10 protein-coding genes are annotated in these 14,965 nt (G+C 65.7%); 5 read left to right on the forward strand and 5 right to left on the reverse strand.

Translation table 11 applies throughout. The annotated features are described in order from the left end of the window. Positions 1–91: 91 nt before the first annotated feature. From G5C50_RS12360 to G5C50_RS12370, 3 genes are all read right to left on the reverse strand, one after another. Positions 92–1,045 carry a hypothetical protein gene (locus tag G5C50_RS12360; RefSeq protein ID WP_165069599.1) on the reverse strand — a complete coding sequence of 318 codons (954 nt, stop codon included), beginning with the start codon at positions 1,043–1,045 and terminating at the stop codon, positions 92–94. Between the two features lie 91 nt (positions 1,046–1,136). Further along, positions 1,137–1,808, reverse strand: a complete 672-nt coding sequence (locus G5C50_RS12365; protein ID WP_165069601.1) for a CPBP family intramembrane glutamic endopeptidase — start codon at positions 1,806–1,808, stop codon at positions 1,137–1,139. Between the two features lie 288 nt (positions 1,809–2,096). Continuing rightward, positions 2,097–3,509: a trypsin-like peptidase domain-containing protein gene (locus G5C50_RS12370; protein WP_240907063.1), complete on the reverse strand. Its 1,413-nt coding sequence runs from the start codon at positions 3,507–3,509 to the stop codon at positions 2,097–2,099. Positions 3,510–3,993: 484 nt separating this feature from the next. On the opposite strand from G5C50_RS12370, the gene G5C50_RS12375 reads away from it, so the two are divergent. Next, entirely contained in the window at positions 3,994–4,317 is a 324-nt protein-coding gene (locus G5C50_RS12375) for a hypothetical protein (protein WP_165069603.1), read from the forward strand. Between the two features lie 21 nt (positions 4,318–4,338). Beyond that, entirely contained in the window at positions 4,339–5,460 is a 1,122-nt protein-coding gene (locus G5C50_RS12380; RefSeq protein ID WP_165069605.1) for an iron-containing alcohol dehydrogenase, read from the forward strand. A gap of 331 nt (positions 5,461–5,791) precedes the next feature. Here the strand turns inward: G5C50_RS12380 and G5C50_RS12385 are convergent, their stop codons facing one another. Beyond that, positions 5,792–6,190, reverse strand: coding sequence for a hypothetical protein (locus G5C50_RS12385; protein ID WP_165069607.1), 399 nt, complete (start codon positions 6,188–6,190; stop codon positions 5,792–5,794). 579 nt (positions 6,191–6,769) lie between these two features. On the opposite strand from G5C50_RS12385, the gene G5C50_RS12390 reads away from it, so the two are divergent. Continuing rightward, positions 6,770–7,816, forward strand: a complete 1,047-nt coding sequence (locus tag G5C50_RS12390; RefSeq protein WP_165069609.1) for a DUF1559 domain-containing protein — start codon at positions 6,770–6,772, stop codon at positions 7,814–7,816. 125 nt (positions 7,817–7,941) lie between these two features. Here G5C50_RS12390 and G5C50_RS12395 read toward each other — a convergent pair whose 3' ends face one another. Further along, positions 7,942–11,811 carry a DUF7379 domain-containing protein gene (locus tag G5C50_RS12395; protein WP_165069612.1) on the reverse strand — a complete coding sequence of 1,290 codons (3,870 nt, stop codon included), beginning with the start codon at positions 11,809–11,811 and terminating at the stop codon, positions 7,942–7,944. 657 nt (positions 11,812–12,468) lie between these two features. Between G5C50_RS12395 and G5C50_RS12400 the strand changes: the two genes are divergently transcribed. Both G5C50_RS12400 and G5C50_RS12405 read left to right on the forward strand, forming a co-directional pair. Continuing rightward, positions 12,469–13,455 (forward strand): glycoside hydrolase family 43 protein, encoded by a 987-nt coding sequence (locus G5C50_RS12400; RefSeq protein WP_165069614.1) that lies wholly within the window; start codon positions 12,469–12,471, stop codon positions 13,453–13,455. 281 nt (positions 13,456–13,736) lie between these two features. After that, positions 13,737–14,942 carry a hypothetical protein gene (locus G5C50_RS12405; protein WP_165069617.1) on the forward strand — a complete coding sequence of 402 codons (1,206 nt, stop codon included), beginning with the start codon at positions 13,737–13,739 and terminating at the stop codon, positions 14,940–14,942. Positions 14,943–14,965: the final 23 nt, after the last annotated feature.

Genomic DNA, 14,965 nt, shown 5'->3' on the forward strand with positions numbered 1-14,965 from the left:
GAACTCCCAGGTGGTGAAGCGGCGGGCGTCATGCCCGGCCGACGCCCCTCGCAACAGGCGAAGGAACCGACGGCGGGCGTCCAGATTCAGCTCAGCGTGAAGGTGCGGGGGCGGGGGCCTCGACCGAGGGAACGTATTTCAGTTCCAGGCGCGTCTCGGCCGATTGCTCGATGCTCTGACCGCCGGCGGTGATGCCGAGCGTCATGGATTCCTCCAGCCTTCCAGACAGGAGCAGGCCGGCGCGAACGTCGAAGGCGAAGGTTCCCTTGCCGGCTTGCCGCAGCAGCTTCATCTCCAGCGCGGCCTCCGGGGTCGGGCGAAGCGAGCAGTTGGACTCGACGTCGACGTCGTGAACGTGGGGAGCGTCGGCCCGAGGCCCGCGCTCGGTGTACGTCCGGTCGAGGACCAGGGCGCCAAGCATCGGCATGGGGGCGGTCACCTGGCGGGTCCAGGTCGCTCCGGGTTCCACAGAGGCCTCGGGAAGGAGAGGGGAGGTCTGGACGATCAGGTTGCGGATCCCCTCTTCGGAGAAGAGCAGCGCTCCGCCGAGCGTCCCGGCCTGGCGGACGGCCGCCTGGAGGGCTGGGGTGGGTTTCAGGTCGGAGATCTCGCCTCGGGCGCTCACGCGGAAGGAGACCTCGGAGCCGGGAAGGGCTCGGAGCAGCTCGACGAGCCGGGCCGAGTACGGACCGTCCTCGTGGATCGTCCCCTTCGCAGTGTCGTATTCGAAGGCGATCGGCCGGCCGTCCCCCTCGACCTTGACGTGGACGCGGTCGATGGTCAGCGTCACCTCGGCGGCGTCCGCCTCCACCTTGCCGATCGTCCAGTGGAAGTCGACGTCCTGGCGACGTTCGGTGTGGACGCCCCGGCCTCCTTCGGGCTTCGACCCGTAGGCGACGACCTGCCGCAGCTCGTAGCGGAGGACCTTTCCAGGCTCAAACCGCCACCGTAGAGAGACAGGTTCGCCGGCCCTCGCGGTCGGCAGGAGCGTCAGCAGCAGCATCAGGAGGGCGGCCGTCAGCCTCCGTGGGGCCGGATCCTTCATGGCTCGGAGCCTTTCCGGTTCGATGCAGTCGGTCCAGAAGCGACCTTCTCCTTAGGGACTTTCAGCATACCCACGGACGACCGAGAATACATCATCGTGCGTTCGGGTCGTCGATCGATCGATCGTCCTCGATCGCGATGATGGGATTCGTGCGCGGCCGGTTCGGATCGCCGGGACGCAGCAGGCAACTCATGAAGATGAAAACGTACGCGATATTGCAGGTGATCGACGCCAGCAGGTTTCCACTGACCGCGTAGACCGTCCCCAGATAAAGACCCACCACAAGAGTGAGCAGGGCGTAAGAGATGGAGACCGGGTGGAGGACGGCGAAAAGGAAGCTGGCGAGGACGACGCCCCAGGCGTCTCCGCAAAGATCCATGAGAGTCTGCTGGAAGACGCCTCGAAACATCATCTCCTGACCCACGCCGGTCGCCACGGCGATGAGCGCCAGGTCGTCCCAGGTGCTGTTGGCCAGCAGCGGCACGAATTCGTCGTCGAAGAGCCGCCGCAGCCAGATGAACGGAGCGAACCGCCACCGGAGGGAGGCGACGAGCAGAAAGGCCAGCGGAACCCCAAGGAGCGCGCCGGTCGCTCCGGCGTGGAAGTCCCAGCCGAACCGCTTCAAGGGGGCGTGGCCGAGCAGCCAACCGAGCAGGAGCGACGCCGGCGCGAGGCCTCCCTCGGCGAATACGGCCAGGGTCATAATCGCGTCATGGCCCGGCGCGTCGATCTCTGGGTCCGGGAAACTTCCCGAATCGCTCAAATCATCCCGATCCTGCATCCCGTCCTTTCGCGACTCCAGACACTCGCCTCGCAGGCGGTCGGCGGGGACCGTCCGGCTCGACTTGCTCGATAGTAAGACTAGCTGACGCCGCAGCCTGTGTCGATCCTCGGCCTTGCGGCGGCGGGTGGGAGGGTCAAGCCGAGGCGTCGTTCGCCTCGGTCGGCCAGGGTCAAACGCGGCGACCCCGGTCGAACGCCCTTTTGGAGAAGAGCGTCGACGCAGGGTCGCGCGGAACGAATTCGAGGGCCGCTTGACCGAGAATCTCGGTTATTGGGCGGTAATGTTTTTGACCCGGGGGTCGGCCAGGCTGATCCGTCGCGACTGGAGGCCGCCGTTGCGTCGGATGACGTAGAGCAGGGCGGAGTCGGTCTGGACGGCTTCGGGCTGGCTGAGGACGTGTCGGATGTGGTCGGGCCGCAGGGTCTCCCAGTTCCGCTCGCCGACGTTCATCCCCACCAGGATGTCTCCCCGCTGCAACGCGGCGGCGGCCGCGGGGCTGCCGGGCAGAACGGCCTGGATGAAGAGGCCGCCGCGGAGCTTCGGGTTGACCGCGGAGACGTCCTCGGTGGCCGCCGGCGAAGTCCTCAGGCCGATCGACTCCCAGATCGGATCGTTCGGCTCATAGGCGGCCAGAGCCGTCTCCTGGGTCACGGGCCGGACGTCCACGGCCAGCGCGGTCTCGACGCCGCCGCGACGGACGACGACCTTCGTCGCGGAGCCGGGCCGAGCGTCGAGGAACGCCCGCTCCACGTCCACAACGTTGGTGACGGTCATTCCGCCGATCTGCAGCAGTTCGTCGCCAGGCCGAACGCCGGCCGACTCGCCCGGCCCGCCGTGCTGAACGTCGGCCGCCACCAGAACCCGTCGTCCGTTGCGGACCGTCTCGGCCGCCGAAACCCCGTGCCAGGTCGCCGCCAGCCGACGCGTGCTGAGCATCTCGGCGGCGGTCCGCTTCACCTCGTCGATGGGGAGGGCGAAGCCGATCCCCTGAGCGCCGGCCCGCACCGCCACGTTGATGCCGATCAACTCGCCTTCGATGTTGATCAGCGGCCCCCCAGAGTTTCCGGGGTTGATCGCGGCGTCGGTCTGGATCAGGTTGCGGTAGACCTGCTCGTCGGACAGGGTCACGTCGCGGTGCAGGGCGCCCACGATCCCGACGGACACCGTGTTCTCATAGCCGAACGCGTTGCCGATGGTGATCACCGGCTCGCCGATCATCAGGTCGGACGACGTTCCAATCGTGATCGCCGGCAGGGGGGTCCGGGGTTCCACCTTGATCAGGGCCAGGTCCATCACCGGGTCGAACTGGAGGACCCGGGCCGGGTACGTCGTGCCGTCCAGAAGCTGGACCTGCACCCCCTGAACCCTATCCACCACGTGGTGGTTGGTGAGGATGTAGCCCCGGCCGTCGACGATGACGCCCGAGCCCATGCCGTTGACCCGCGGTCTTTGATTCTCCTCCGGCGAGAAAGGCCAGCGGCTGCTGGACGCCGCCTTCTTCTCGCTGGAGATGTTGACCACGCAGGCCTGCGTCTTCGCCACGGCCTCCACCACGGCCGTCCGTCGGACGCCGACCGCCGACGGGTCGGACGCCTTCGCCGTCGCCGCAGTCAGAGCCAGAACGACCGCCATCAAGGCGACGCCCGCCCGAGGGCCCGGCAAGCCCAGGGGGCGTTCCACCCCTCCTCGGCGATTCCAAGGTTTTGACACGATGTCGTCCCCAATCGCGTTGAGCGTCGGCTGACTTCCATGCCCCGGCCCGGCGACTCCGCTCCGCCGCCCACCAGGCTCGTCCGACGTGCTCTTGGATCGGTTGCCCACATTACCAGCTTGAACCTAGTCCACCGTCTTTCGCCCAGGCTTTCCACGTTCCGCAACTATCCGAATAACACAATCAAATTTCCCATTTTAACGCCCGCACGTCATGAATAAGCCGTCAGGTCGGTCGTTTCGTTGCACGGAATTGGTGGAGCGGCGCCACTCCTGAAGCCTCGCGGGGGAGCGCGCCTCCTCAACTCGGCACGCTCGGACGGCTCGATCGCGGCGACGAGGTCCTAACCTCTGCCGCCGATTCACGATTCAAAAAAATCGCCCTGCCCAAAACCCCCGCCTGATCGTCAAACTAGAAGAGGGCAGGTTTCTTAAGGTCGCGGAGTCGGGATGAATGGCCGAAAAGTCGCCGAAGCGGTTGAAGTTGGAAGCAAGCCTCAGTGAGGACCCCTCGGACGCCTTCTTGCGATATGGCCTGGCCGTGCAGTGCCTGCGCGAGGGCGATGTGGACGAGGGCCGAGAGCGGCTCAAGGCGCTCATCGCCGACGGGCCGGCGGAAGCGGTCGCGGCTTACCAGCAGCTCGGGCAGTCCTATGCGGAGGCCGAGGAGTTCGAGGCCGCCGCCGAGACGCTTCGGGCCGGGATCGCGTTGGCGCGAACCCGAGGTGACGGCCACGCCGCAGCCGAGATGGAGGGGCTCCTTGACACCCTCGACTGACGGGGCCTGGAGGGCGGCCCAGTGATCGGCCCCATGCTCTCGTCCGGGATCGCGCCTGCGATCCCTGCCGGGACGACGGCTCTCGAACTCCCCGCGCCCGTGAGGATCGGCGCCGGCTCGGCCCGAGGCCTGGCCGCTGCGCTGGCGGGGCTGGGGGTCGCCCGTCCCCTGATCGTCACCGATGCGGGGCTGGTCGCCGTCGGACTGGTCGACGCCGTCCGTCAGCCGCTCGACGCCTCCGAGCTGTTCGCCGAACTCTCCCCCGACCCGACGGAAGCGGATGTCTCGCGCGCCATCGAACGCTTCCGTGAAAGCGGCTGCGACGGCCTGGTGGGGCTGGGAGGCGGCTCAGCGATTGAGACCGCCAAGGCGATTCGGCGGTTCGTCGGCGGGACGCCGCTGGTGGCGGTTCCGACCTCGGCCGGCCCGGGGGTTGAGGCCCTGCCCACGGCCCGAATCCGCTCGATGGAAACCGGCTGCAAGCGCGACGTCGGGGGAACGCCCACGCTCCCCTCGCTGACGATCTCCGACCCCTCGCTCACTCGATCGGCCCCCCCTGCGCTGACGGCGGCGACGGGGATCGACGCCCTCTCGCATTGCCTGGAGGCCTACCTCGCCGCCGGGTTTCATCCGTTCTGCGACGGCGCGGCGATCGAGGGCCTGCGGTACATCTTCCGAGGCTTCGAGGCCGCCGTGCTCGACGGCTCGAATGCCGAGGCCCGCGCCGCGATGACCGTCGGATCGCTCCTGGGCGGCGCGGCAGCTCGGAAAGGACTGGGGGCGGCCCACGCCCTGGCTTTCGCCGTCGAGGTCGACGCCCCCGGTCGGCACGCGCCGCTGGTGGCGATCCTCCTCCCACACGTCCTGAGATACAACCGTCAGGCCGCCGAGCCCCGCATGGCCGAGCTGGCCTCGCGCGTCGGGCTGGGTCGGGCCGGCGACGGCCCCGGCCACCTCATCACGCTCGTGGAACTTCTTCGTTCCAACGCCCCCCTTGCACGTAAGCTCGGCGATCTGGAAGGCCCCTCACGCGACCGCATCCCCGAATACGCCCGCCTCGCCCTTCTCGACCCCGACCTCGCCTCCAACCCCCGCGAGTGCACCCAGACATCCCTCGAAGAGCTTCTCGATCGTGCCTGGTGAACCCGTCCCAGGAGCACCCGAAATGGCTTCGCTCGCGAACGAAGCCAACCGACATACCGACCCTAAACCACGAACCCGAAGCAATTTGCGTCGATAATACGTCGGGTCCGTTCGCGCGCTTTTCGGCGATCGTGGATCGCGATTCTCTCTCCGACAATCAGGTTGCCAACGAGCGATGGAGACGCGTGGCCTCTATCTCTACGATGGTTCCTGATGACCCTCAATGAATAACACCCGGATTCAATCCGCCGATGACCCGCGTCGCGCTCATGTGCCGACGGCGACCATCGAATCGGGCGATGATTCGTGCGCGTGAAGGGTTAGCCGGTCCTCAAGATCCGCTCACGATGACCACGTCCCCGGCGCGGACGCGGTTGTACACGTCGGAGCGAACCAGGTTGATCGTCTGCCTGGAGGCGGTATAGACGGGGAGAGGCGCCCCATTGGCAATGCCGTCGTGCACTTCGTGCAGGAAGTCGTTGATCTTCTCCCCCAGGCCGTCCTCGCGGCCGTAGGGGACGAGCACGACGGCTTGCTGAAGATGGTTGCGAAGCTGCTCCATGTTGGGCTTGCGCACGTACAGGAAATAGCTCAACCGGACCTGGCGGAGGATGCCGTCAAGCCGGCCAGCCGGAAGTTCGACGGTGCCGGCCGCCCCCCCCATACCCGATTGCAGGGACCGATCTTCCAGACGGTGGGACGCTTCGGGTCGAAAAGCTCGCCTGTGCATCGTCACATTCCGCTCCTGCCTGGCGCTTTGGGAGAAGATTGCGGGCCGACGTCCTCGCTCCCGCCAACGCTTCTTCCTCTTTCATCGACTTCCCGCGTCGACAACTCTCGTCATAGTCGCCCCCAATCGGCACGACCGACGCATCCCGACCGGATCAAGGGGGCCCTGCGACCGGTAGGTCGATCGTTCTGCTCCTTCACCTCCTCGTAACCTGGGGGCCGAATCCCCAGCCGGCATCAGGAGAGTTGCGCCGCTCCCCCACGTGTGCGCCTGGTGTGCGACTGTCGAGAAGCTTCGGGGCGTCAACGATCGGCCATCGCATCACAAACCATACTAAACGTTAATCTTCAAAATATGCCCTTTTCGTCGTTCCTTCGCCATGCCGTCGCGGTAGAGTGACGACCGTCGTTGGCGAGGACGAGTCGCGAGCCCAGGGTCGTGGGCCTGGCGACGTGGTGCATCACGCTGGTTTCTCCACCCTCTCTCAAGGGTGGACGATCGCGATGCATGTTTTTGGAACGGTCTCGCCAGGGATGATCCGAGTCTTGCACCTCTTCCATCGAGACTGGAGGTCCCGTCATGAAAGTGCGTCGCGCTTTCACGTTGATTGAGCTACTGGTGGTGATCGCTATTATCGCGGTGCTGATCGCGCTGCTGCTCCCCGCCGTGCAGGCGGCTCGCGAAGCGGCCCGACGGATGCAGTGCGTCAACAACATGAAGCAGATCGGGCTGGCGATGCACAACTACGCCAGCACCTACGACACGTTTCCACCCGTGGCGACCCTGATGACCACGCAAGCGGCGGCGACCAGCCCCGACCAGGGGCCGAGTTTCCTGCTCCGGGCTGCTAACAACATCGAAGGGGGGCTCCTCTTCAATGCCTTCAACTGGTTGATCTCCCCGGTCTGGGGCGGCAGCGACTACATCAACTCGACGGTGCGGAACGCGGTCGTGAACACGTTCCTCTGCCCGAGCGAGGCGTCAGGCAACGTCTGGCCGGCCGGGACGAACTACGCGGCGAGCTACGGCCCTCAGTGGCACTGGAACACGCCCCAGTCCGGGCCGTTCTCGTACTCGACGGCTTCCTCGTTCGCCTCGTTCACCGACGGCATGAGCAACACCGTGGCCGTCCTGGAGGTCGTCCGCGGCGACCTTTCTCCGGCTCTCTACCGGGGCGACGTCTACGACAACCAGTCCGGAACGCCCCCCAGCACCGTGACCTTCTTCGAGAGCATCCCGCAGCTCGACAGCTACGCCGCCGCCTGCGCGGCGATGAAGCAGGCCGACACCGGCGGCGCGGCGTACAGCGGAAACGCCAGTTCGGTGTCGCGACAGTGGGGAGCCGCCCACGCCTACTGGGCCAACGGCCGTGTCGAGGTCGGTGCCACCAGCAACATGGCGCTCACGCCGAACTCAACCCTCCCCGACTGCGCGAGCTTCACCATCACCAACCTCGGCCCCGCCAGCGCGGGGATGTACGGCCCCCGGAGCTTCCACCCCGGAGGCGTCAACACCCTCTTCGGCGACGGCTCGGTCCGCTTCGTCAAGGACTCGATCAGCCGGATCACCTGGTGGTCGATCGGCTCCAAGAACGGCGGCGAGGTCGTCAGCTCCGACGCCTTCTAGGCTTGGGCCGTGCGATTTCCACGTCCTCGACGCCGCCCTTGCATCGGCGGCGTCGAGGATCTCGCCGATGGAACCGAGGTCGACGGAGCCGAGCCGGTTTCGATGCCGCCTCGAATTCGCGTGGGTCAGCCGAGTTTCGCGTGCGGGTGCCCGTAGACCACGTACGCCAGCCACGTCGCATCGCCAGCCTTGCGGGCTTCCTCGCGGGCCGCGACGGCCGCCTCGGAGATCATCGCCCCCTGCTTGAGATGAGTGTAGAAGGACTCGGTGAAGGTCCTCGCGGGGCTGTCCCCGACCGACCAGAGCGTGCCGACGAAGGCCCCCGCACCACGCCTGAGGAAGGCCTGGGCGAAGCCGCCGACCCCGGTCAGTTTGTAACCTGCTCGCCCGGCCTGGCAAGCGTTCAGGACGACGATCGGCGCCCGCCCGTCCGACCCCAGATTCGCGTGGGACTCGACGGTCGTCGCGGTAAGCTTGTCGAGAACGTACTTGCCCCCCTCGACGCGGCCCTCCATCAGGAGCTGGGCGTCAGAGATATTCCCCTGATCGGCGACGCCGTGACAGGCGAAGTGGAGCAGGTCGAACGCCCCCGGCTGGGCGAGCAGTTTCCGTACGGCGCCGGACTTCGCCTCCACCCTCGTGGCCTTAAATTCGTCCTCCAGGAATTTCCACTCCTTCTCCGCCTCGGGAAGCACGTAGTCGGGATGGGGGTAGCTAGGGATCACGTAGCGAGCTTTCCCCGCGTGGTCACCCACCTTCTCGTTCGGCCAACCCGCATCGTCGAGCCATCTCACGAGGCCCAACTGCCCCAGGAATCGCTCCTCCGAGCCCAGCGGCTTTCCGGGCGCGCAGAGGTGCACCAATTCCCAGGGGATGAAGGGCTCCTCGGCCATGACCATGATGCTTTTGAGCTGGTCTCGATAATCCCACAACACTCGCTGCAATTTATCCGGAATCAACTCGTTGAACATCACCGCGCCGATCGCGCGCAGCTCTTCGAGGAAGTCATCCTGGTCCCCGTCGGTGCTGACCCACCGGTCTTCGATCGTCTTGTAGAGTTCCTCCACATACCGCTTACGATCGCCGACGAGCGGCTTCGAATCGCCCCGTTCCAGCACTTTGAGGGCGGGAGATTGCAACCGGTAGCTGTAGGAGACGTCATCGCCGTTCCGACGCTCGATGATGGTGAGTTGGTGCAGCGGGGCGGCCAGCTTTGGCGCCTCGGCGGTCGTCGCGCTCGCCGAGGCCCTGCGGGGAGACTTGCCCCGGGTCTTGACGATCTGGGGCTTCAGCACGAGGGTGACCAGAGGCACCTGGCCCTGCCGCGCCACCACGCGGACCTCGCCCTCGCCGACGTGCGTCGGCCTGAGGATGAAATAGAGCGGCGTCGGCTCGCCGGGCTTCGGTGGATCGATCTCGACCCAGTCCTCGTCGACCGACTCGAAGTTGACCTTGGGCAAGACCTGGATCAGCAGCTTCCGACTCGGGTCGATCTCAACCTGACTCTCCGAGGCCGCGGCGTGGATCGCCTTGCCTATGACTTCGCGCGAGACGAGGACTTCGACCGTCGTCGTACGGTTGAGGACCACCTCTTCTTCCATCTCGGCGCGGAAGTGGCAGGTAACCTTCGGCTCGACGGCCGTCTTCTTTCCCGGTCCCCGGGTCGCACCGCCGCCTCCTCGGCTCGCACCGTCTCCACTTCGGGTCGTACCGCCTCCACCTCGATTGGCTGGCCGTGGCGTAGGATCCGGCGCGGTCCCGTGGGCGATCGCGAAGGTCGGCATCGCCCGACGAGCCAGGACCTTGTCAGCATCCTTCGTCGGATTGACGGCCAGTCTCGCGAGGTTGGCCAACTCCTCCGCGTTGGAGAGCTCCGATTCCTCGGGGAGGACGCCGACCGGCTTGTACCCAGAGAGGACGACCGCGCGACGCGTCGTCGACTCGAACCCCTTTGAAGCGGCGGGAATCATCGAGTCGGTCACCGAACGCGTGTCCGAGCGGCCGGTCTCGTGGAGGTTGAGGGCGCTGTGGAGCGAGGTTTGGCCCTCGATGATCTTCGCCTGCTCGAGCACCTCTTCGCTCGAGAACGCATAGTTGAGCATCTCACCTTGATGCTCCCGCCGGATCACCACGTAGCTCGGGCTGTCCTGCTTGATCGACTCGAGGGCCTCCTCAACTGGCGTCGTAGCTGCCATCACGACGATGTCTGTGTCCACCGCCGCGGGGATCTCGGCGCCGGCCACCCCACCCACCTCGATCACGTCAGGACTGAAAGCTGCCGCCCTGGGGAGGCCTCTCTTACCTCCCTTCGGACGGCGAGTTCCACCGCGTGTCGTGTTGGTAGACCGGGGCCTGGTCTCGATCTCAGCCGGGCCGGCGAGTCTCAGCCAGCGAGCCAGGGCGTTGGCGACCTCGGGCCGGACGAAATAGTTGGTGTGATAGACCTGCGGGTTCTTGCCGAAATCGAGGGTGTCCTTGATGTACTTGCCGAGTTGCGGGTCCACCCGGGTCATGGAGGCCGTATCGACTACCAGGTCATTCGCCTCCTTGATCAACTGCTTGGCGAAAACGTCGATGATCCACTGCAGCAGGCGGCCCGGGAACTCCTTCGGCTCGTGATCGCCGCCGAAGACGCGCGGCTCGAACTCGGACGTGATCGCGCAGTAGTAACTGTTGGCGATGCTCGGCTGGTTCACCTGCTCCTCGTTGAGCTTTTTGATGAAATCGCCGTCCGGCTCCATCGCGGCCAGCCCGGGTACGGCGCGTTCGGTGACGATGGTCGTCGCCAAGTACTTCACCAGCGAGCCAAGGCCTTGAGCGATCTCCCCGAGGACGAGGGTGACCGCCTTGGCCTGGGGCATCATGCCGATCACGCGACAGGCCGCGACCGAGAGATTGGTGTAGAAATCGATCATGGCGTGCCAGTTCGCCGGTTCGGCCAGCCGGGTGCCGCCGTTGGTCACGGCGACGAAGACGACTCGCTCGATCAGGACCGGGAAGCTGGCCAGGGGCAGGAGGTGTTCGGACAGGCTCCGGAGGACCAGCCCCCCGCGGCTGTGCGTGACCACGTCGAGCCGAGGAGGATGCGGCCATGAGATGCTCTGGAGGCGAGCGAGCAAGTCCGACGCATTCTCCAAGGGGTCGTTGCTGAGCGTCGCGTGATCGAAGCCGATCACCAGGTCGTAGTTTTCGCGGGCCGCTTTGAGGAATTCCTGTCCCCAGGGCGTTGCAGACAGCGCGCCGTAGGAACCGATCGTGCTGCTGAACGTGCCGTGGACGAAGAGCAGGACGCGCGCCGGTCGATCCTTCGGCAGGAGCGACGTGGGGTCGTCAAGCAAGCCCCAACGGCTCGGGTCCCCATCCGACATCGCGACGAGGCCGCGCCGCACGTTCCGCTCGAGAAACGCCATGGCGCTGCCGACGGCGATGCGAGCGGCGAATTTGAAGACGAACGCCCTGACTTTCTCCGCGATGAAGTCGCCGATGATTCCACGTCGCGTCTCGCCTCGCTTCGGGGCCGCCTGGAGGGCCGGCGTGATCTGGAACTTCACCATCCTCTGAGCAGGGGCCGCGGCCCGGCCGCGCTTCTGGCCTGCGGCCGATCGAGTCGTGGCCTCGGTCGCGAACTCCCACGAATACACGCCATCCTGTTCGAGCAGCACGACCGCGTCTTCGTGAGGCTCCAGAGAAAGAGCGAATTCGGTCGCTTCAGCGGCCCTGGCTGCCCGCCCGCCACGCTTCGCAGCCGGCGGCGCGGAGCTATCCGGCTCAAGCTCGACCTGGTCGACCAGTTCCATCTCCTGCCGGCGGAACGCCTCGACGACCGCATCGTCGGCAGCCGTCTCCGCGTCCGCGTTCCGAGGCATCGGGACTGCGGTGGGGAAGGCCCCCGACCTCGTCCGCCGTTTGGGCTTCGCCGACGTGACGATTTCAGCGACACGGTAGCCGGAGGCCGTAGTGATCTGCAGGCCACTCTTCCGATGGATTGTCGGCATGAATCGTTTTCCATCCAGGTTTCACGGCCTGAGAACGGGTCGGGCCCCGATGACCGATCGATCCTCGATCACGCTGGATCATGTTAGACGCCGGCGAGGACAACAGGACGCCCGGGTGGACGACGCGTCTTGTGGAATCCCGAGGACGAAGGGACGCCCCCTGAACGCCGGTTCGGGATTACCTTGTCCAGGAGAATCCGCCGCGGGTCTCGCCTTCGACGGCAAGGGAGAAATCGCCGAACTCGGTCGGAATCCCCACTGCGACCTCGCGAATAAATCAACCCCGTGATCAGACTACCAGGGGAGAAAAGCGGTTAACAAGGCGGTACTTACCAGTACCTCAACAACCTTAATCGACCATCGAAAAGGGCTCAGCGAAGGCAGTCGGCGCGCGATGCATGACGCCACCGACCGACCACGATGCTTGTCCAAGATCGTTGCCGTCAGGGATAATCGCCTTCGTAGCGAGTGGACCGACCGTGTCGATCCGCTCGGTGGAAGACCTGGGAAACGGCTTGAAGGCCGCGCCTATGCCTGGCAATTCAACGCGGGCGATCCACTTGACCATCTGATTCCATCAACCTGACCCGACGTCAAACCGATCCAATCCACTGATCGACCAACGTTCGGCGTCGCTCACGACTGCCTCAACGACTTATGAATTCGACACGCCGACTTCGACTCGCAGCCTGTCTTCTTCTCCTCGCGATCCCTCGGTCCGGACATTCCCAGGAGAAGACGTCCGGCAATCCGATCTTCGAAGGCTGGTACGCCGATCCCGAGGGCGTCGTCTTCGGCGACACGTACTGGATCTATCCGACCTATTCTGCCCGGTACGGCGAACAGGTCTTCTTCGACGCCTTCTCGTCGAAGGATCTCCTGACGTGGGAGAAGCATCCGCGCGTCCTCGATGGGAAGTCCGTCGCCTGGGCGAAGCGTGCGATGTGGGCGCCCGCCGTGGTGGAGAAGGGGGGCAAGTACTACTTCTTCTTCGGCGCAAACGACATCCAGAACGACCAGACCCTCGGCGGCATCGGCGTCGCGGTGGCCGACGATCCCGCGGGTCCGTTCAAGGACTACCTCGGCAAGCCGCTCGTCGACAGATTTCACAACGGCGCCCAACCCATCGACCAGTTCGTCTTCAAGGACGCCGACGGGGCTTACTACCTGATCTACGGCGGCTGGCGGCACTGCAACATCGCCCGGCTCAACGACGACTTCACGGGCTTCGTCCCCTTCAAGGACGGCGTCTCCTTCAAGGAGATCACCCCGGAAGGCTACGTCGAAGGTCCGTTCATGTTCATCCGAAACGGCAAGTACTATTTCATGTGGTCGGAGGGAGGCTGGAAGGGTCCGGATTACAGCGTCGCCTACGCGATCGCCGATTCCCCCTTCGGCCCCTTCAAGCGCGTCGGCAAGATCCTGAAGCAAGACCCCGAGATCGCCACGGGAGCCGGTCACCACTCGGTGATCCACGTCCCGGGAACCGACGAATACTTCATCGTCTACCACCGCCGCCCTCGCGGCCAGACCGACGCCAACGCCCGCATCACCTGCATCGACCGCATGGAGTTCGACGACAAGGGCGCGATCAAGCCGATCCGCATCACCAACGAAGGCGTCCCGGCCCGTCCGCTGCGATGACTCCAGCATTCGAGCCCCGAACTTCATCCGTGTTTTATCGCCCCGGATCCGGAAACCAGCCCTCGCCGAACCTGACGCCCGCGAACGCCGGATCGGCGTCGCCCTCGCCATTGCCGACCGTCGCCCTCCTCGCCGACATCCGCCTTTCGTGCGGCTCCGACGACCGATCTTGGCAAAATGAGCGCACGTCAACCTTGCCGATTGCCTCGACTCGCATCATGAACTAATTTGGGAAACACGGGCGGTTTAAGAGGTTTACTCAGTTCACGCGAGAGGTCAACATGGCTGTCGGCGGAAAATCCCGCAGGGCGAAGTGGAGCGTGGAGGTCCTGGAAGTTCGGGCGTTGATGGCGACCTTCCAGATGCCGGGCGTTCAGGGACTCGGCGGCGGTCGGAACCTGTCGGCGACGTTTGATCGGATGGTGGGGTCGCTTCAAGCCCAGTTGGCCATCCAGGCGCCGAAGGACACCGCGCCCGAGAAGCTGGCGCAGGTGGTCGACGAGGTCGTGAGCCAGTATGAGGCCGCCTCGCAAGCGACGTTCGCGGGCTTTCCCAAGACGACGAGCCTGCTGGTTCAGCAGGGCGAGGCGCTCCGGCAGGAGATCGACTCGCTGAAACTGCAGTACGATCTGGGGTTGATCACGGTGTCAACCTTCAACTACGACGCCTACATGGAGATCAAGGAGCTGACCCTCAGCCGCGAGGTCTGGCCGGCGGGGACGCCGCTGTCGACGTTCCTGGTCATGGCGACGGAGACCTCGGACGGGCTGTCGACGATCGCGACGACGGTGCAGACGACGAGCACGATCACCGACGAACAGGCCGCGGCCGTCCTGAAGTCGGAGGCGCTGGCGTTCCAGACCGAGGCGATCCTGGGCGCGACCCAGCAGCCGCAGGTCGCGGCCCCGATCAACCTGGCGACGAGCACGTTCATCGCCCAGGTCGACGCGGCGGTCGGCCAGCCAAATTTCGCCGCGCTGATCGTCTCGGCGACGACCGGCTTCGCCGACGCGCTGGTGAACGCGGGAGGCGCTTTCGGTCCCGGCGGTTCGATCGGCAAGCGGATCCAGCAGCCGTCGGTGGTGGCCGACCCGCTGGCGATCTCGGACGTCGCCACCTTCGCCCACCTTCAATACCGCGAGGTCGTGACGACCTCGACGACGGTCCTCCACCGCAACTTCACGTCGGCCTCCGACCGCTACGGCCGGTTCATGACCACCGACGTCTTCAAATCCCCCGCGCAGGCGATCCGTAAGCTGGCCCTCGACCAGAGCTGGTACGGCACCAACCAGGCGTACTTCGTCGAGGACGTCACGCTCCCAACCGGGACGCGGGTCTACGTCGGCAAGGTCGCGCCGATCTACCAGGGGATCTTCCGCCGCGAGGCGACCCCCAGCCTGTACCCCGGCATGGCCGCCCAGTACCTCGTGGCGAACACCCGCGCCCCGGGCATCATCTGGGGGAACTTCCGGGCGACCGGAACCTGAGCCGATCCGGGCCGACCGTCCGA

The sequence above is a fragment of the Paludisphaera rhizosphaerae genome (genome assembly GCF_011065895.1).
GTDB classification, from domain to species: domain Bacteria; phylum Planctomycetota; class Planctomycetia; order Isosphaerales; family Isosphaeraceae; genus Paludisphaera; species Paludisphaera rhizosphaerae.

Excerpts from the sequence above, each read along its gene's own strand:
- G5C50_RS12360 (WP_165069599.1), bottom strand. The coding sequence starts at position 1,045 with ATGAAGGATCCGGCCCCACGGAGGCTGACGGCCGCCCTCCTGATGCTG.
- G5C50_RS12375 (WP_165069603.1), top strand. The coding sequence starts at position 3,994 with ATGGCCGAAAAGTCGCCGAAGCGGTTGAAGTTGGAAGCAAGCCTCAGT.
- G5C50_RS12385 (WP_165069607.1), bottom strand. The coding sequence starts at position 6,190 with ATGCACAGGCGAGCTTTTCGACCCGAAGCGTCCCACCGTCTGGAAGAT.
- G5C50_RS12390 (WP_165069609.1), top strand. The coding sequence starts at position 6,770 with ATGAAAGTGCGTCGCGCTTTCACGTTGATTGAGCTACTGGTGGTGATC.
- G5C50_RS12395 (WP_165069612.1), bottom strand. The coding sequence starts at position 11,811 with ATGCCGACAATCCATCGGAAGAGTGGCCTGCAGATCACTACGGCCTCC.
- G5C50_RS12400 (WP_165069614.1), top strand. The coding sequence starts at position 12,469 with ATGAATTCGACACGCCGACTTCGACTCGCAGCCTGTCTTCTTCTCCTC.
- G5C50_RS12405 (WP_165069617.1), top strand. The coding sequence starts at position 13,737 with ATGGCTGTCGGCGGAAAATCCCGCAGGGCGAAGTGGAGCGTGGAGGTC.